The sequence below is a fragment of the Lysinibacillus sphaericus genome (genome assembly GCF_001629735.1).
Taxonomy (GTDB): domain Bacteria; phylum Bacillota; class Bacilli; order Bacillales_A; family Planococcaceae; genus Lysinibacillus; species Lysinibacillus pinottii.
In genome coordinates, this window is record NZ_CP015224.1 from 2,833,315 (window position 1) to 2,851,952 (window position 18,638).

12 protein-coding genes and 2 rRNA genes are annotated in these 18,638 nt (G+C 40.4%); 4 read left to right on the forward strand and 10 right to left on the reverse strand.

The window, feature by feature from the left end; genetic code table 11:
* Positions 1-93 precede the first annotated feature (93 nt).
* The 3 genes from A2J09_RS13955 to A2J09_RS24260 form a co-directional block, all read right to left on the reverse strand.
* Positions 94-3,021 (reverse strand): 23S ribosomal RNA (locus tag A2J09_RS13955).
* A gap of 308 nt (positions 3,022-3,329) precedes the next feature.
* A 16S ribosomal RNA gene (locus A2J09_RS13960) occupies positions 3,330-4,881 on the reverse strand.
* Together the 16S and 23S rRNA genes form the textbook arrangement of a ribosomal RNA operon.
* Positions 4,882-5,825: 944 nt before the next feature.
* Positions 5,826-5,924, reverse strand: coding sequence for a putative holin-like toxin (locus A2J09_RS24260; protein ID WP_220273102.1), 99 nt, complete (start codon positions 5,922-5,924; stop codon positions 5,826-5,828).
* A gap of 706 nt (positions 5,925-6,630) precedes the next feature.
* Here A2J09_RS24260 and A2J09_RS13965 point away from each other — a divergent pair.
* The 3 genes from A2J09_RS13965 to A2J09_RS23500 all read left to right on the forward strand — a co-directional run bounded on the left by A2J09_RS13965 (position 6,631) and on the right by A2J09_RS23500 (position 8,602).
* Positions 6,631-7,353, forward strand: a complete 723-nt coding sequence (locus A2J09_RS13965; protein WP_012292402.1) for an MgtC/SapB family protein — start codon at positions 6,631-6,633, stop codon at positions 7,351-7,353.
* 14 nt (positions 7,354-7,367) lie between these two features.
* Positions 7,368-8,345, forward strand: a complete 978-nt coding sequence (locus tag A2J09_RS13970) for a cation diffusion facilitator family transporter (RefSeq protein ID WP_012292401.1) — start codon at positions 7,368-7,370, stop codon at positions 8,343-8,345.
* A gap of 83 nt (positions 8,346-8,428) precedes the next feature.
* Positions 8,429-8,602: a helix-turn-helix domain-containing protein gene (locus A2J09_RS23500; protein ID WP_012292400.1), complete on the forward strand. Its 174-nt coding sequence runs from the start codon at positions 8,429-8,431 to the stop codon at positions 8,600-8,602.
* A 64-nt stretch (positions 8,603-8,666) separates the two neighbouring features.
* On the opposite strand, the gene A2J09_RS13980 is transcribed toward A2J09_RS23500, so the two are convergent.
* From A2J09_RS13980 to pruA, 4 genes are all read right to left on the reverse strand, one after another.
* Positions 8,667-9,830, reverse strand: a complete 1,164-nt coding sequence (locus tag A2J09_RS13980; protein WP_012292399.1) for an iron-containing alcohol dehydrogenase — start codon at positions 9,828-9,830, stop codon at positions 8,667-8,669.
* A 239-nt stretch (positions 9,831-10,069) separates the two neighbouring features.
* Positions 10,070-11,314: a Glu/Leu/Phe/Val family dehydrogenase gene (locus tag A2J09_RS13985; protein WP_012292398.1), complete on the reverse strand. Its 1,245-nt coding sequence runs from the start codon at positions 11,312-11,314 to the stop codon at positions 10,070-10,072.
* A gap of 84 nt (positions 11,315-11,398) precedes the next feature.
* Positions 11,399-12,592 (reverse strand): ornithine--oxo-acid transaminase, encoded by a 1,194-nt coding sequence (locus tag A2J09_RS13990; protein ID WP_012292397.1) that lies wholly within the window; start codon positions 12,590-12,592, stop codon positions 11,399-11,401.
* Between the two features lie 241 nt (positions 12,593-12,833).
* Positions 12,834-14,378: an L-glutamate gamma-semialdehyde dehydrogenase gene (pruA, locus tag A2J09_RS13995; RefSeq protein WP_012292396.1), complete on the reverse strand. Its 1,545-nt coding sequence runs from the start codon at positions 14,376-14,378 to the stop codon at positions 12,834-12,836.
* A gap of 145 nt (positions 14,379-14,523) precedes the next feature.
* On the opposite strand from pruA, the gene A2J09_RS14000 reads away from it, so the two are divergent.
* The gene (locus tag A2J09_RS14000; protein WP_012292395.1) at positions 14,524-15,831 is read left to right on the forward strand and encodes a sigma-54-dependent Fis family transcriptional regulator; all 1,308 of its coding nucleotides are present in this window, start codon (positions 14,524-14,526) and stop codon (positions 15,829-15,831) included.
* A 44-nt stretch (positions 15,832-15,875) separates the two neighbouring features.
* Here the strand turns inward: A2J09_RS14000 and yugI are convergent, their stop codons facing one another.
* The 3 genes from yugI to A2J09_RS14015 form a co-directional block, all read right to left on the reverse strand.
* A complete protein-coding gene (gene yugI / locus A2J09_RS14005) occupies positions 15,876-16,253 on the reverse strand; it encodes a S1 domain-containing post-transcriptional regulator GSP13 (RefSeq protein WP_012292394.1) in 378 nt (125 codons plus the stop codon).
* A gap of 84 nt (positions 16,254-16,337) precedes the next feature.
* Positions 16,338-17,969, reverse strand: a complete 1,632-nt coding sequence (locus tag A2J09_RS14010; RefSeq protein WP_012292393.1) for a hypothetical protein — start codon at positions 17,967-17,969, stop codon at positions 16,338-16,340.
* On the reverse strand, positions 17,962-18,510 hold the full coding sequence (locus A2J09_RS14015; protein WP_012292392.1) for an RNA polymerase sigma factor: 549 nt from the start codon (positions 18,508-18,510) through the stop codon (positions 17,962-17,964). Before A2J09_RS14015 ends, A2J09_RS14010 begins: the two co-directional genes overlap by 8 nt.
* Positions 18,511-18,638: the final 128 nt, after the last annotated feature.

The window sequence follows — 18,638 nt, forward strand, 5'->3', positions numbered from 1 at the left end:
TGCTTCCTCGAACTACTCGTATCTTGAAACCCTTTATAAAAGAAATTATTCTTTCAAAACTGGATAAACGGTTCATTGAATGCTTCAAACTTTTTGGTTAAGTCCTCGATCGATTAGTATTCGTCAGCTCCATGTGTCACCACACTTCCACCTCGAACCTATCTACCTCATCGTCTTTGAGGGATCTTACTTACTTGCGTAATGGGAAATCTCATCTTGAGGGGGGCTTCATGCTTAGATGCTTTCAGCACTTATCCCGTCCACACATAGCTACCCAGCGATGCCTTTGGCAAGACAACTGGTACACCAGCGGTGTGTCCATCCCGGTCCTCTCGTACTAAGGACAGCTCCTCTCAAATTTCCTACGCCCACGACGGATAGGGACCGAACTGTCTCACGACGTTCTGAACCCAGCTCGCGTACCGCTTTAATGGGCGAACAGCCCAACCCTTGGGACCGACTACAGCCCCAGGATGCGATGAGCCGACATCGAGGTGCCAAACCTCCCCGTCGATGTGGACTCTTGGGGGAGATAAGCCTGTTATCCCCGGGGTAGCTTTTATCCGTTGAGCGATGGCCCTTCCATGCGGAACCACCGGATCACTAAGCCCGTCTTTCGACCCTGCTCGACTTGTAGGTCTCGCAGTCAAGCTCCCTTGTGCCTTTACACTCTACGAATGATTTCCAACCATTCTGAGGGAACCTTTGGGCGCCTCCGTTACCTTTTAGGAGGCGACCGCCCCAGTCAAACTGTCCGCCTGACACTGTCTCCTGCCCCGCTAAGGGGCATGGGTTAGAATTTCAATACAACCAGGGTAGTATCCCACCGACGCCTCCTTCGAAGCTGGCGCTCCGAGATCTCTGGCTCCTACCTATCCTGTACAAGTTGTACCAAAATTCAATATCAGGCTACAGTAAAGCTCCACGGGGTCTTTCCGTCCTGTCGCGGGTAACCTGCATCTTCACAGGTACTATAATTTCACCGAGTCTCTCGTTGAGACAGTGCCCAGATCGTTACGCCTTTCGTGCGGGTCGGAACTTACCCGACAAGGAATTTCGCTACCTTAGGACCGTTATAGTTACGGCCGCCGTTTACTGGGGCTTCAATTCGCAGCTTCGCTTGCGCTAACCACTCCTCTTAACCTTCCAGCACCGGGCAGGCGTCAGCCCCTATACGTCACCTTACGGTTTTGCAGAGACCTGTGTTTTTGCTAAACAGTCGCCTGGGCCTATTCACTGCGGCTCTCATGCGCTTGCACGCTCAAGAGCACCCCTTCTCCCGAAGTTACGGGGTCATTTTGCCGAGTTCCTTAACGAGAGTTCTCTCGCACACCTTAGGATTCTCTCCTCGACTACCTGTGTCGGTTTGCGGTACGGGCACCTCTCACCTCGATAGAGGCTTTTCTTGGCAGTGTGAAATCAGGAACTTCGTCCATACGGACTCGCCATCACAGCTCAACGTTACAGTGTGCGGATTTGCCTACACACACGCCTTACTGCTTGGACGCGCATAACCAACAGCGCGCTTACCCTATCCTACTGCGTCCCCCCATTTCTCAAACGGTGAGGAGGTGGTACAGGAATATCAACCTGTTGTCCATCGCCTACGCCTATCGGCCTCGGCTTAGGTCCCGACTAACCCTGAGCGGACGAGCCTTCCTCAGGAAACCTTAGTCATACGGTGGACGGGATTCTCACCCGTCTTTCGCTACTCATACCGGCATTCTCACTTCTAAGCGCTCCACCAGTCCTTCCGGTCTGACTTCAACGCACTTAGAACGCTCTCCTACCACTGACATCGTAGATGTCAATCCACAGCTTCGGTGAATCGTTTAGCCCCGATACATTTTCGGCGCAGCGTCACTCGACCAGTGAGCTATTACGCACTCTTTAAATGATGGCTGCTTCTAAGCCAACATCCTGGTTGTCTGTGCAACGCCACATCCTTTTCCACTTAACGATTACTTTGGGACCTTAGCTGGTGGTCTGGGCTGTTTCCCTTTTGACTACGGATCTTATCACTCGCAGTCTGACTCCCGTGTATAAATATCTGGCATTCGGAGTTTGTCTGAATTCGGTAAACCGGGATGGCCCCCTAGTCCAAACAGTGCTCTACCTCCAGTATTCTCATCACGAGGCTAGCCCTAAAGCTATTTCGGAGAGAACCAGCTATCTCCAAGTTCGATTGGAATTTCTCCGCTACCCACACCTCATCCCCGCACTTTTCAACGTGCGTGGGTTCGGGCCTCCAGTAAGTGTTACCTTACCTTCACCCTGGACATGGGTAGATCACCTGGTTTCGGGTCTACGACCACGTACTATTTCGCCCTATTCAGACTCGCTTTCGCTGCGGCTCCGCCTTCTAAAGCTTAACCTCGCACGTAATCGTAACTCGCCGGTTCATTCTACAAAAGGCACGCTATCACCCATTAACGGGCTCTAACTACTTGTAGGCACACGGTTTCAGGATCTCTTTCACTCCCCTTCCGGGGTGCTTTTCACCTTTCCCTCACGGTACTGGTTCACTATCGGTCACTAGGTAGTATTTAGCCTTGGGAGATGGTCCTCCCGGATTCCGACGGAATTTCACGTGTTCCGCCGTACTCAGGATCCACTCAGGAGAGAACGAACTTTCGACTACAGGGCTTTTACCTGCTCTGGCGGACCTTTCCAAGTCGCTTCATCTAACTCGTTCTTTTGTAACTCCGTATTGAGTGTCCTACAACCCCAAGAGGCAAGCCTCTTGGTTTGGGCTCTTCCCGTTTCGCTCGCCGCTACTCAGGGAATCGATTTTTCTTTCTCTTCCTCCAGGTACTTAGATGTTTCAGTTCCCTGGGTCTGCCTTCAAGACGCTATGTATTCACGTCAAGATACTACGCGATTAAACGTAGTGGGTTCCCCCATTCGGAAATCTCCGGATCAAAGCTCACTTACAGCTCCCCGAAGCATATCGGTGTTAGTGCCGTCCTTCTTCGGCTCCTAGTGCCAAGGCATTCGCCGTGCGCCCTTAATAACTTAACCTATCAGCTTTCCATACACTTCACATTTCGTTGTCAGCCTCACTCGTTCAATCAGTCACGTACTGAAGTACGCTCCTTCATTTACTCGATTGCTTCCTAGAACTGCTCGTGTCTGAAAACCTTATCATGTTATTAAGCCTATAAAAAAACTTAAAAAAATAAATGTGTTTGTTACAATTTCAATGTCGTTTTATCCAGTTTTCAAAGAACAAGTTTTGAAGTATTTCATTCAGAAAGAATGAACCTTCAAAACTGAACGCAAAACGTAATCTTACAAACCCTAGGTTTGTATTCCGAAAATATCCTTAGAAAGGAGGTGATCCAGCCGCACCTTCCGATACGGCTACCTTGTTACGACTTCACCCCAATCATCTATCCCACCTTCGGCGGCTGGCTCTAAAAGGTTACCTCACCGACTTCGGGTGTTACAAACTCTCGTGGTGTGACGGGCGGTGTGTACAAGGCCCGGGAACGTATTCACCGCGGCATGCTGATCCGCGATTACTAGCGATTCCGGCTTCATGTAGGCGAGTTGCAGCCTACAATCCGAACTGAGAACGACTTTATCGGATTAGCTCCCTCTCGCGAGTTGGCAACCGTTTGTATCGTCCATTGTAGCACGTGTGTAGCCCAGGTCATAAGGGGCATGATGATTTGACGTCATCCCCACCTTCCTCCGGTTTGTCACCGGCAGTCACCTTAGAGTGCCCAACTAAATGATGGCAACTAGGATCAAGGGTTGCGCTCGTTGCGGGACTTAACCCAACATCTCACGACACGAGCTGACGACAACCATGCACCACCTGTCACCGTTGCCCCCGAAGGGGAAACCATATCTCTATAGTGGTCAACGGGATGTCAAGACCTGGTAAGGTTCTTCGCGTTGCTTCGAATTAAACCACATGCTCCACCGCTTGTGCGGGCCCCCGTCAATTCCTTTGAGTTTCAGTCTTGCGACCGTACTCCCCAGGCGGAGTGCTTAATGCGTTAGCTGCAGCACTAAGGGGCGGAAACCCCCTAACACTTAGCACTCATCGTTTACGGCGTGGACTACCAGGGTATCTAATCCTGTTTGCTCCCCACGCTTTCGCGCCTCAGTGTCAGTTACAGACCAGATAGTCGCCTTCGCCACTGGTGTTCCTCCAAATCTCTACGCATTTCACCGCTACACTTGGAATTCCACTATCCTCTTCTGCACTCAAGTCTCCCAGTTTCCAATGACCCTCCACGGTTGAGCCGTGGGCTTTCACATCAGACTTAAGAAACCACCTGCGCGCGCTTTACGCCCAATAATTCCGGACAACGCTTGCCACCTACGTATTACCGCGGCTGCTGGCACGTAGTTAGCCGTGGCTTTCTAATAAGGTACCGTCAAGGTACAGCCAGTTACTACTGTACTTGTTCTTCCCTTACAACAGAGTTTTACGAACCGAAATCCTTCTTCACTCACGCGGCGTTGCTCCATCAGGCTTTCGCCCATTGTGGAAGATTCCCTACTGCTGCCTCCCGTAGGAGTCTGGGCCGTGTCTCAGTCCCAGTGTGGCCGATCACCCTCTCAGGTCGGCTACGCATCGTCGCCTTGGTGAGCCGTTACCTCACCAACTAGCTAATGCGCCGCGGGCCCATCCTATAGCGACAGCCGAAACCGTCTTTCAATATTTCACCATGAGGTGAAATAGATTATTCGGTATTAGCCCCGGTTTCCCGGAGTTATCCCAAACTATAAGGTAGGTTGCCCACGTGTTACTCACCCGTCCGCCGCTAACATCAAAGGAGCAAGCTCCTTTGATGTTCGCTCGACTTGCATGTATTAGGCACGCCGCCAGCGTTCGTCCTGAGCCAGGATCAAACTCTCCATAAAAGAAATTTGATTAGCTCAAATTGTTTTGCTGGCATCATTTTGATGTCCAAAATTTTGTTTCGTTCACTAGCTAGGCTAGCTACTTAAAACTTTATTGATTACGTTTTGCTTGTTCAGTTTTCAAGGTTCATAATTATCTTAGTCGTTTTTAGCGACTTCATTATGATAACTTATTTATAACAGGAAGTCAACAACTTTTTTGTTTTTAAAATTTCAAAGCGTTTCTTCTTGTTAAGGACAAGTAATAATATATAATATAGCATTTTAAAAATCAAGCATTTTCTTAAAAAAAGTTAAAAAACTTTTTTATATTGATAGCAAGGAAATAGAATGCTTCCTACTAAAAGAATATCCAACCATTTAAATAACAGTACCAACAGGTTTAGAACCATAGCCAACTAAACAAAAGGTTGACCAAATAAGTTAGGTATTAACGCTATTAATAAAAAACATAACCCATCCATTATACGGTCCTTCTGTGCGTCTTTTAGATTTTATAGATAAATAAATTGATCATACTTCCAACATAGACAACTATTATATTAGTAACAAACGATCATCTCTACGTATATCCCATCCTATTATACAATAAGATGTAACAAGTGCACACGTGACGAGCGCATCCCCAGATTACAACTAAAAAATCAATGGTTATCTTTAATCTGAGTTTCGACATATCTAAATAGGGAAAACAAAACATACTTTTTATATCACTTAAAGTTTTTCTCTTATTCCTTGTGTCCTTTGAAATTTAGAATTGTACTCATTTCCAATTAATTTGAGTAATTTAAGAATGCATGTTATAATTTTTCATGAAGATGGATATAAAAAAAGGACCACTTGGTGTGTCACCACCAAATGGTCATGTAACCGACGAATCGCTTCAAAGGCGATTTGCATAATGAAGGAGTAAACCACTCACATGCTTGGAGGGCAGGGGCGGTTTACTTTTTTTTCTGAGAAAAAGTAAATGACAGAACGATTACCGAAACGATCAATCCGCTAAAACTGATCATTAAGGACATTGCCTCGTAAGTTGTCATTAGCAACACCTCCTTCCCCTCCAGATACCTGAAAAACGGGTGAAGAATGTATGCTTACCGCCCATGAAACCTCTATCTAGTTACCCATTCATTATACCATTTTATGTGAATAAAATATAGTTTTTGGAAATGTAATTTATATAGGAACCTCGGCATATCCATCATCAATTCTTGTAGCAAGCACGCTACTTGTTTCATCTTCCATTATCATTTCTATTTAAATATTCCCATAGCTAATTGTCATGAATCTATTTTAATCTTGGCTGGCACGTCTTGATTTTATGCACCATGTCTAGGACTAGTACCATTAGTACGCTCTATTCCGATTGTTTTTTGACAATATGTAAAAAAACAGCCTAAAATAATTCCTACAACCTAAAGAAACACCTATTTCGCTCGCTTCATATCAATAACTCCATTGTTCATTCCTCTAAAAACAATGGTGCCATAATTAAATTAGAAAAGAGCATATGAGAAAATGCAACGCTCTCAACTTCCTCAGATGCATGTTTTACATAAATAATCGACCTTTAATCATTGTGATACCAATTACGATATGGATGTATAGATGAATTTTAGATTTCTATAAAATAAAACACATATATTTCCTCCCTTCCATGTTGTACAATACAAAAAAGTAATGCACATATAATAATGACTGCTTGCATATCTCTTAGCAATGCGAAATATCTATGGAGGGTTGTGTATGGGAACATTATTGGAAAATATGATTACATATGAAGTTGGCATAAAATTAGTTTTAGCAGCCACATTAAGTTTAGTAATCGGAATTGAAAGGGAATTAAAGAAGAAACCAGTTGGATTAAAGACCAGTTTAGTCATAGCAACATTCAGCTGTTTGCTAACCATTATTTCCATTGAAACAGCTTACTCCACCCCTTCTAGAGAAGATATTAATATTACAATGGATCCCCTTCGCTTAGCTGCTCAAATTGTCAGTGGTATTGGATTTCTAGGAGCAGGCGTAATTTTAAGACGTGGTAATGATAGCATTTCTGGTTTAACAACTGCAGCCATGATATGGGGAGCTGCCGGCATTGGAATCGCTGTAGGCGCTGGTTTTTATATGGATGCCACGTTAGCTGTGATTATTATTGTATTCGGAATTGAAATTCTCTCCCCTTTCCTAATGAAAATTGGACCAAAACGTATTCGCATGAGAGAGATTTTATTAAAAGTTCAAATAGATGATGATAAACATACGGAATCCTTTCTGCTATTCCTTAAAAACAACAATATCATCATCGAAAATATCCGTATTAAAGATGTACCTTTAAAAAATGATACTGTTTTACATGAGTTGGATTTACGTTTGTCCTTAATTGTCTCTGATAATTTACTGTCGTTTTACCGTTCATTACGAACATTATCATATATTGAAAAAATCGAAATGGAAATTTTAAACTAGTTGGAGGATTTTTTATGGGAGAATTATTTAAACTACTAAAGGATGGCAACAAACCTTCCCTGATGGCGGCTTGTGTCAATGCCTTTTTAGGTATTATTAAAGGCATTGCCTTTTTCTTAACAGGTAATGTAGCTATGTTCGCAGAAATGATGCATTCACTTGGAGATGCAGCAAACCAATTGTTCGTGTATATTGGTTCCGCTCTATCTAAAAAAGCACCTACAAAAAAATTCCCTAGTGGCTTCGGTCGTATTGTCAATTTAGTATGCTTATTTGCAGTTATTATCGTAGCAATTCTTTCCTATGAAACAATCAAGGAAGGATGGCATCATTTTATCCATCCTACTGGAGAATCGAGCGGGGTACTCATTGCTCTTGGAGTATTATTCATAGGTATTGTTTTAGAAGGAACAGTACTTGCAAAAGCCGCTGTAGAAGTATTACATGAAGCTGGGCAGGAAAAAGCAGGTATTACAACTATTCCAAAAGCTTTCAATTATTTAAATCGTGCAAAACCTGCGACTAAATTAGTTTTTATGGAAGATTTAGTCGCTACAAGCGGAAATATTTTGGCCTTCATTGCTATTGTAATCGCTCATTTTACAGGTTGGACTAGAATAGAAGGTCTTGTTTCGATGATTATTGGGGCCATGATGTTTTATGTTGTTGGTAAAGTATTCTTGGACAATGCTCGTGGTGTAATCGGTGAGACAGATGAAGAAATGTTAAATCATATCGCCCACCTTGTAATGGATGATCCAAATATTAAAGATATTGTACGCCTTGAAGTTATTAAAGAAGGGGAGTTTTTACATGTTGAATTAGTGGCAGAAGCTGACCCTAAACTATCCTTAGCATTTTTAGACGATGTTCGAGATCATTTAACAGAAGTTATATTAAGTCAGAAGGGTGTATCAAAGGTCGCCATTTTATTTGATGAAGATGACGGAAAAGCTAGCTGGATACATCTTGGTGAAAGACCTGACCATTAAAACTAAAAGCTAACAAGCCAATTGCCTTGTTTTAAACAGCCCCGTAAAAGTTAGACATCAATCTAACTTTTACGGGTTTTTTTATGGGAAAAGTAAGTGTTGAACAACGTATTCAAGCAGTTCAACGATATTTAAATGGATATGAAACCATGCTTGAAATTGCGAAAGATATCGGTGTGACTGAATGGGTTCGCCGTTATCAAAAAAATGGTGTAGAGACTTTCTTAAAGTCCTATACAAACTATTCAGCTGACTAATTTTTCTTAACTTTTAACAAAAAAGTGTGAGGCTAACTACACAGCCTCACACTCAATCATTATCTTAAAGAGAATTTTGTAAAATTGTTCGTACATCTTTTTCTTGTAACTGATGGAAGTTTCCAAAAGGACCATTATGCATAGCATGCTCTACAATCTGTTGGAATTTCGAATCATCGATATTATAATCAGCTAAACGATTCGGTGCCCCTAACGATGACCAAAATGCTGACAAGCGATCAATCCCTTCATAAGCAACCTCTTCTACCGTTTTATCTGTTGCATCCACTCCGAATACTCGTGTTGCTATACCCGCAAAGCGTTCAGGATTCACTGGTACACTTAAACGCATCCAATGCGGCTGAAGAATAGCTAAACCACCCGCATGCGGAATATCATAAACCGCCGATACAGCATGCTCGATATTATGAGATGCCCAGTCTCCACGAGAACCGATTGATAAGAATCCATTTAATCCAATTGTTCCTGCTAATAGAATCGTTTCACGTAACTGTGTATTCTCTAGATCCTCTAATAATTTAGGTGCTGTCTTAATAACCGTCCGTAATACCCCCTCACACATTTCATCAGTGATTGGTGTATTCGTTGTATTATGGAAGTACTGTTCGAATATATGTGACATCATATCAACGATTCCATAAACCGTATGATTTTTAGGTACACTCACCGTATACGCAGGATTTAATATTGAAAATTTCGGGAATGCCGCAGGGCTACCCCAGCCTAATTTTTCTTCAGTAGCAGCGTTAGTAATAACCGATCCAGAGTTCATTTCAGAGCCTGTAGCAGCCAATGTTAACACGGTTCCTAATGGTAGAGCTTGTTCCACCAAAACCTTACGTTTAACGATATCCCATGCGTCTCCATCATATTTTGCACCAGCAACAATTAATTTGGAACAATCAATTACAGAACCACCACCAACCGCAAGAACTAAGTCGATTCCTTCTGTTTTACAAATTTCAATACCACGTCTAGCTGTTTCCACACGAGGATTAGGTTCTACCCCACTTAATTCAAAAATTGTTTTATCTGCTTGTTGTAATTTGTCGATAACAGCGTCGTAAACACCATTTGTCTTGATGCTACCACCACCATATACAACCAATACTTTTTTTCCATACTGCTCTAATTCCTTTGGTAACTTTTCCAGCGCATCTTCACCAAAATGCAGTTTCACTGGGTTAAAAAATGTAAATGAATCCATTTAATTCGCCCCTTTCTAGTTGGATTTTCTCATATTTATATTAAAGAAAGCAAAGATAACGTTTGGTGCAGTATAGCACAACTCTGTTAATTAGTTTCGGTTTGGACGGTCTCTTTAATTTATTAAAGAATTTAGTACATCTGTTTAATTGAATGCCTCTTAGCTTCCCATTCATGTAAATATAAAAAAACGAGTCCTCCCATTACAATAGGAGAAACTCGTTTTAGATTGAACTTATTTTAAACCCATCCACGGAAGCGTGAAGCTTCTGCAGTGCGGCGAACACCTACCATATAAGCAGCTAAGCGCATGTTAATGTTACGTGTTGTAGCTGTTGTATAAACATTATCAAATGCTTCTACCATTTTTTTGTATAGACGTTCTTCAACCTCTTCTTCTGTCCAATAATAACCTTGGTTATTTTGTACCCATTCGAAGTAAGAAACTGTAACACCACCAGCAGATGCTAATACGTCTGGCACAAGTAAAATGCCACGTTCTGTCAGGATTTTAGTTGCTTCAGCAGTTGTTGGTCCATTTGCTGCTTCTACTACGATATCAGCTTTAATATTGTGTGCATTGTCAGCAGTAATTTGGTTCTCAATCGCAGCAGGCACTAAAATATCACAATCAAGTTCTAATAATTCTTTATTTGAAATCGTGTTTTCAAATAAAGTTGTTACAGTACCAAAGCTATCACGACGATCTAATAAGTAGTCGATATCTAAACCTTCTGGATCATGAAGTGCACCATAAGCATCTGAAATACCGATTACCTTTGCACCTAAATCATGCATAAATTTCGCAAGGAAGCTACCTGCGTTACCAAATCCTTGAATAACAACTCGCGCACCTTTAATATCAATACCACGTTTTTTCGCTGCTTCTTCGATTACAATTGTAACACCTTGTGCAGTCGCACGGTCACGACCTTGTGAACCACCAAGAACTAATGGCTTACCTGTGATAAAGCCTGGTGAGTTAAATTCATCCATACGGCTATACTCATCCATCATCCATGCCATAATTTGTGCATTTGTAAATACGTCTGGTGCAGGAATGTCTTTTGTTGGTCCTACGATTTGACTTACAGCACGAACGTAACCGCGGCTTAAACGCTCGATTTCGCCCATAGACATTTGACGAGGGTCACAGATGACACCGCCTTTACCACCGCCATATGGTAGATCGACAATACCACACTTCAATGTCATCCACATTGAAAGCGCTTTAACTTCCTCCTCAGACACTTGTGGGTGGAAACGAACTCCACCTTTAGTTGGTCCTACAGCATCGTTATGTTGTGCACGGTAACCTGTGAATACTTTTGTTGTACCATCATCCATTTTCACCGGGATACGTACTTGGAGCATGCGAAGCGGTTCTTTTAGTAATTCATACATTGCTTCATCATAGCCAAGTTTGTTTAGAGCATCTTGAATGACATCTTGTGTTGATGTGAAAAGATTTAAGTTTTCAGACATTATTAAATCGCCTCTTTGTTTTATTTAATGATAGTATATCGGCATCATTGTAACATACTTCCGAATTAAAATGTGAACATTTTGTTAAAGTTTAAATACTTTTTCAATTTGTTCGATTGACCAATCTAAATCCTCTTGTGAAATAACAAGTGGTGGAGCAAAACGAATAACTGTATCATGTGTTTCTTTACATAATAAACCTAATTCTTTTAGTTTTTCACAGTATGGACGAGCTGCCTCTGTTAATTCCATACCAATGAATAAACCACGACCACGTACTTCTTTAATAACTGGGTTGTTAATTTCTTTTAACTTACCTTTGAAGTATTCACCAAGATCATGTGAACGTTCAGCTAATTTTTCATCTAATAATACTTTAATAGATGCAATTGAAACTGCACAAGCTAAAGGATTTCCACCGAAAGTTGATCCGTGTGAACCTGGATTAAATACACCTAAAATGTTACGGTTTGCAGCTACACAAGAAATTGGGAATACACCGCCGCCTAGTGCTTTACCTAAGATGTACATATCTGGTTCTACTTCTTCCCAATCACAAGCAAACATTTTACCAGTACGTGCTAAACCTGCTTGGATTTCGTCAGCAATGAATAATACGTTGTTTTCACGGCAAAGTTCGCGAGCTGCTTTTAGGAAGCCCTCTGTTGGAATGACAATACCAGCTTCACCTTGAATTGGTTCAATTAAGAATGCTGCTGTGTTTGGTGTAATAGCCGCTTTTAATGCTTCAAGATTACCGTAGTCTACTAATTTAACGTTTGGTAACATTGGACCGAATCCACGACGATATTCCTCATCAGAAGAAAGAGATACAGCAAGCATTGTACGACCATGGAAGTTACCATTACATGCAATAACTTCTGCCTTGCCTTCTTCTACGCCTTTTACATCATATGCCCAACGACGAGCTGCTTTAAAAGCAGTCTCTACTGCTTCAGCACCTGTATTCATTGGTAATACCATTTCTTTATTTGTTAACTTTCCTACTAGCTCATACCATTCACCAAGGTTTTCGCTGTAGAATGCACGTGAAGTTAATGTTACTTTATCAGCTTGCTCTTTTAAAGCAGCGATAATTTTTGGGTGACGGTGTCCTTGGTTTACAGCTGAATAAGCTGATAACATATCTAAATATTTGTTGCCTTCTGGATCTTTAACCCAAGCACCCTCAGCCTCTGAAATTACGATCGGCAGTGGATGATAGTTTGCTGCACCATAATTTTGTGTTTGTTCAATAACTTGTTGAGTTTTTGTCATATTCTATTCTCTCCTTACTAAATGATGATAAAAAATCTATGGAAGAAAGGACTATGTATTTCGGTAAGTAACTAATTAATTTAGTAACAATTAAAACGCTAAATTTGCAAACTCCCCCCAAGTAACTACCTCATAAGTGTCTATGGTATAGCGAGAGGCAATATTACCTGGAGAAGTTTCACAAATTCTGTCACAATGCTTCAATTACTACTTATTAAATAGCCCTAACGTCCATGTAAAATTAAAGCATTTCAGAAGTTGTTTTTGCTTGCATGTGAAGTTGTAGGTAGTCTGGGCCACCAGCTTTTGAGTCTGTACCTGACATGTTGAAGCCACCAAATGGTTGGTAGCCAACAATCGCACCTGTACAGCCACGGTTGAAGTAAAGGTTTCCAACATGGAATTCTTCACGTGCTTTTTCTAAGTTCATGCGGTTTGTCGTAATGACAGCACCTGTTAAACCGTATTCTGTATCGTTCGCAATTTCAATCGCATGATCGAAATCCTTTGCTTTTGCAATCGCTACTACTGGTCCGAAGATTTCTTCTTTCATAATGCGTGCAGAAGGCTCTACGTCCGCAAATACAGTTGGTTGTACGAAGTAGCCTACTGAATCATCTGCTGTACCACCAGCTACTAGACGACCTTCGCCTTTACCGATTTCGATGTATTCCGTAATTTTATTGAATGCTGCTTGGTCAATAACCGTTGCCATGAAGTTGCTGAAATCTGTTGGATCTCCAACTGTTAGTGCGTTTGTTAACTCTTCTACACGGTTCACTACTTGGTCATACACATCTTCTACGATAACAGCACGAGAACATGCTGAACATTTTTGACCTGAGAAACCAAATGCTGATTTCACGATCGATTGTGCAGCTAATTCAAGATCTGCTTCTTTATCGACAACGATTGTATCTTTACCGCCCATTTCAGCGATAACGCGTTTGATCCAAATTTGACCATCATTTAGGACAGATGCTCGTTGGTTAATACGTAAACCAACATCACGTGAACCTGTGAAGCTGATGAAACGAGTTTTTGGGTGATCCACTAAGTAGTCGCCCACTTCTGCACCAGAACCTGGTACAAAGTTAACAGCTCCTGCTGGAAGACCTGCTTCTTCTAATACTTCGATAAATTTATATGCCACTACTGGTGTTGTAGAAGCTGGTTTTAGTAATACTGTGTTACCTGTTACTAAAGCAGCCACTGTTGTACCAGCCATAATCGCAAATGGGAAGTTCCAAGGTGAGATGACGATACCGATTCCTAGTGGAATATAGTCATAGCGGTTGTATTCACCTGGACGGCTTTCTACTGGTTGACCGTTTTTAATGCGTAGCATTTGGCGACCATAGTATTCTAAGAAGTCGATTGCTTCTGCTGTATCTGCATCTGCCTCAGCCCATGGTTTCCCAGCTTCTTTTGTTAATAATGCTGAGAATTCATGTTTACGACGACGAATAATAGCTGCTGCTTTGAAAAGAACGTCTGCACGAATAGCTGGATCTACCTTTTTCCAAGTTTTGAATGTTTCATCTGCTGCTTGCATCGCTTTTTCAGCTAAATCTTTGCTTGCTTTTGACACACGGCCGATAACTTCTGTTTTCTTTGCAGGATTGTACGAAACAATTTTATCTTCCGTTGTAATACGCTCACCACCGATAATAAGTGGGTAGTCTTGCCCTAAGTAACCTTCAACTTTATTTAAAGCCTCTACATAAGCATTGTAGTTTGCCTCTTGTGAAAAATCTGTGAATGGTTCGTGTTTGTATGGAATCATACTTAATCCTCCCTTGTGAGATGTATTTGGGTATGCAAAAAACATTGACGCAAAATATATTTGCGTATAAAATATTCTTACACTTATTATAATGCAAAATTTCGTTGCATATTTCAAGTAAAAAATTTTTGAGGTGCACATTTTTATGAAAAATTCTGAACCTTTACTACCTTTTTATGAGTTTATTGCAACAAATGTATCCGTTGGTATTCATGCAGTAGACCTATCCGGCAAGACGATTATTTATAATACAAAAATGAAAGAAATTGAAGGATTCCATTTTGATGAACTTGCGGATCGTTCGATTATTGAAATGTTTTCCTTCCGTCAGCACGAAAGTACATTAATGCGTGTATTGCAAACCGGAAAGAAAGAAATTAATGTTAAACAAACCTATTGGAATAAAAATGGCCATGAAATTACAACCATTAATGATACTTTTCCACTTATTGTAGAAGGAAAACTAATTGGTGCAATAGAATTTGCACGTGATATTACATCATTGGAAAAGCTTGTTTATCAACCCCTTCGTCGTTATGATGAGCCTTTGACGTTTGACATGATAAAAGCTAAATCTGAAGCAATGAAGCAAGTCATCGAAAATGCTAAAAAAGCAGCGGCTGTAAAATTACCGGTATTATTAATTGGGGAATCCGGGACAGGCAAGGATTTAGTAGCTGAAGGCATCCACCACGCAGCTTCACCAGATCCTGAAGCCTTTATGACACTCGTTAGTCGTCGTTCAGCTCAATCGGTGCTTGATAAATTAAATCAGCTTTTAGAAGAAGATAAAGACTATACCTTTTTCTTTGAGCGCATTGATTTTTTGAGCTTAGACATTCAAGAACAGCTATTAGATATACTCCAATCTCTACCGCAGTCCAAGTATATGTTAATTGGCAGTGTAGGTAGCGATCCGATTACATTAATTGCTGAAAAAAAACTGTCCAAATCACTTTATTATTTCTTTGCAACGATGGCTATTACGATTCCCAATTTAACTGATCGAAAAGAAGATATTCTCCCATTTGTGGATGATTATTTTAGCCGACATCGAGAACGATTTGCTTCACAAGTTACAGAGCTAGCACCAGATGTACAGGAATTATTCTTACAATATGATTGGCCTGGAAATTTAAAGGAACTCGAGTTATTATTGGATGAAATTGTTTCATTTATGACGATAGAATCTACGGTTACCTCCGATCTATTGCCGCTTCATTTCCGCTTCAAGGTACAGCAGCAAGATACCAATAACCGTGAACCAGAATTCTTTATGTTCCATCAAAATCACGATGTCATGCCATTAGATGCTTATTTGCGCGAAGCCGAATCATATTATGTGCAAAATGTCTTAAATTTATATGAGGGCAATATTACAAAAGCAGCGAATGCACTTGGGATGAGTAGACAAAACCTTCAATATCGAATCCGAAAAATAAAAAAGCAATAATAAAAAACGAGGAATACCTTCACGCTGAAAGTATCCTCGCTTTTTTATTGTCCAGATTGCTCAATCCAGTCCTGTAATTTATCTTTTAAGGAATTAAAACCATTCGCATCCGATTCATCTACACGGTCCTGCAATGATTTTCGTGGTGGTGATTCTTTTTTTCTTACGGTTACTGGGCGTTCCTGTAGCGCTCTCATCGATAAACTAATTTTTTCGGCCTCTTCATCGATTTCAAGTATCTTGACCGCTACTTCTTGCCCAACAGCTAAAAATTCACTAACGTCCTTCACAAAGCCGTATGTTATTTCCGAAATATGCACAAGGCCTTGCGTATTGTCATCTAATGCAACAAATGCACCGTATGGTTGAATACCTGTAACTTTTCCGGTCAACACGTCTCCTAATTCATATTTTTTTACCATAACCTTTGCCCACTTTCTTTTGGTTTGCTACGTATATATCGCTTAAATTATAACATACGTGTAAAAACGGGGCAAAAAATCTCCTTATTCGGGAATAGCTGTAATGATGAAACGTTTTTCTCCTTTTTCTATAGGAACTGTACCTAATTGGAAGGTTAAGCGCTGGCCAATCATTTGAATGGATTCTGGTTTAACACCTACTTTAATGGTTGTTTGGGATGTATCTGTTGCATATAGAACTGTAAAATGTTGCATACCATCAAATTGAACCAATTTATCCACATCTACAGCTTGAGACACTAACTGTTTTACTGTTTCTTGATCGCCTTTTCCTTGTGCATATAAGAATAGGCTCACAACATTCATTGGGTTTAATGAATCTAGGATGGTATCATCTTTACTTGACACATACGCGTTGTATAAACCTTCCGTTTGGATAATCCAACGGTTATCAATTTGTAAACCTGTTGAACCATCATATATTTCTATATAGACTTCATTACTCAAATATGAAAGCTCCATCCTAATATCCTGTCTTGTTAGTTTGTCTATGGTTTTGGATGTTCCTTCTCTCTTAAATTCTTCGAGGATGAATTGTGCGGTCAAACGCATCGATTCCCCATACTTCCCATTAGCCGTATCATTTAATAGCTCTATATGTTCTGGTGAGTATCTAGTTTTGTCATCACCTTTCAAAAGTACAAGCCACGTATTTTCAAACTCTTTGTTTAAATTTCGCAATTGGAAATCGAGGTATGAATTTGATAAATCATTAACTAATGTTCTTTCGTATAATTTTAAAATACGAGCAGATTCTTCTGCAGAAAAACGTAAATCCTCACCATTGAATAAAGAGCCTGTAGCCAAATATTTAAAATAACCTAATATATCAGGATGAAGACGGTCAATGGATACTGGTGCATCTTTCATAAAAATCGGATTCGTTCTAAAACTATAGTTTTGTCCATCATAAGACAACTCGAAATATTGTTTTTTGGCCGTTGCAATTAATTGATTTAGTTCTTTAGGATAATCTTTCTTTTTTTGTGACAGTACTTTATTATATTGGGAAAGTTCATTTGTATAATATTGCAAAACATCTTTTGTTGGGTAATATATGCTAAAGAAATATCTAGACTCGGCAAATGACATCGGATTTTCGTACGTTTCAATCCGCTCTATCAGCTCTCGAGGTGTTTGCAAACTGTCTAGTATCTCTTGCTCTAACTGTGTTAAATATTTAGGATCATAAGCCATTTTATTTAGTACTATTTTTTTATTTTTAGCTTTATCATTGTATTTATAATCAGCAGATTCAACAAACGAGAGTTTCTTAAAGTCTTCCTCAGGTATGTCAAGCTCAACACGTGTTTTTTCACGTTTCTCTTGATACTTCTTTTGTAAGCTAGAGAACCATTCTTCATAGCTGCTTTCTATCTTTTCTTCATTTGAATGCACGAGAGTTGATGGGTGGAGCATAAACGATGATATTAATAGTCCAACTAATAAAACGCTGGCGATGCTAGCAATCCAAACAGCAGGCTTTTGCCATTTTGCTGAAGACTTTAGAATCGTATTTATGGTTTCTTGAGAATCCCTAATGGCATCTTCATTTTCAATTTGCTGAAGTACATGTTGTGGATCTAGTTTTGACTCCATTCGCTCATAGGATTTTTTCAGTAGTGCTATACGTTGATTAAATTGTTTATCATCCATTTTCAACACTCCCTTCTTGCATTAATGCTGCCTTCAACTTTTCTTTCGCACGTAATAGCCGTACTTTGACCGTTGATAATGAAATATTTAAAACCTCTGCGATTTCTTCGTATTTTAACTCGTGAAAATAATACAGTACGATAGGGTACCGATATTTTTCATCTAGGGATTGAATAGCATTATGTAAAGTTCTATCTTCTTCAAATAATAGAACATCGTCTTCAGCAGAGAGAAAAATAGTTTGACGATGCGCATTAAGCTTGTCCCCTTTCGCCAGTTCTCTCTGTTCCTTCCGATAATAATCCCGTGTAGCATTCAATGTAATTTTATAGAGCCATGTCGTAAACCGATCCTGTTTAAATTGATGTAAAAAGCGATACAGTTTAACAAATACCTCCTGTGAAACATCAGCTAAATCATTGCTATGTACGCCACACTGAAAGGCAAACCTTTCAACTGTCTGTTGATGAATTCGAATTAGGTCGATATAGGCATCTTTGTCTCCTTGCTGTGCTCTTGCTATTAAATCGGCCTCTACCAAAGCGATCCCTCCTTTTGTTTATGGAACGACAGAAATATCCTAATTGTTACATATCAATAAGATTTTTTACCAATAAAGGAAGTATCCAACTAAAATTCCATCTCAATGGCTACTAGTGTAGAAACACC

Bases quoted from the DNA above. Each gene is read 5' to 3' on its own strand.
- A2J09_RS24260 (WP_220273102.1), bottom strand. From the start codon at position 5,924: ATGACAACTTACGAGGCAATGTCCTTAATGATCAGTTTTAGCGGATTG.
- A2J09_RS13965 (WP_012292402.1), top strand. From the start codon at position 6,631: ATGGGAACATTATTGGAAAATATGATTACATATGAAGTTGGCATAAAA.
- A2J09_RS13970 (WP_012292401.1), top strand. From the start codon at position 7,368: ATGGGAGAATTATTTAAACTACTAAAGGATGGCAACAAACCTTCCCTG.
- A2J09_RS23500 (WP_012292400.1), top strand. From the start codon at position 8,429: ATGGGAAAAGTAAGTGTTGAACAACGTATTCAAGCAGTTCAACGATAT.
- A2J09_RS13980 (WP_012292399.1), bottom strand. From the start codon at position 9,830: ATGGATTCATTTACATTTTTTAACCCAGTGAAACTGCATTTTGGTGAA.
- A2J09_RS13985 (WP_012292398.1), bottom strand. From the start codon at position 11,314: ATGTCTGAAAACTTAAATCTTTTCACATCAACACAAGATGTCATTCAA.
- A2J09_RS13990 (WP_012292397.1), bottom strand. From the start codon at position 12,592: ATGACAAAAACTCAACAAGTTATTGAACAAACACAAAATTATGGTGCA.
- pruA (WP_012292396.1), bottom strand. From the start codon at position 14,378: ATGATTCCATACAAACACGAACCATTCACAGATTTTTCACAAGAGGCA.
- A2J09_RS14000 (WP_012292395.1), top strand. From the start codon at position 14,524: ATGAAAAATTCTGAACCTTTACTACCTTTTTATGAGTTTATTGCAACA.
- yugI (WP_012292394.1), bottom strand. From the start codon at position 16,253: ATGGTAAAAAAATATGAATTAGGAGACGTGTTGACCGGAAAAGTTACA.
- A2J09_RS14010 (WP_012292393.1), bottom strand. From the start codon at position 17,969: ATGGATGATAAACAATTTAATCAACGTATAGCACTACTGAAAAAATCC.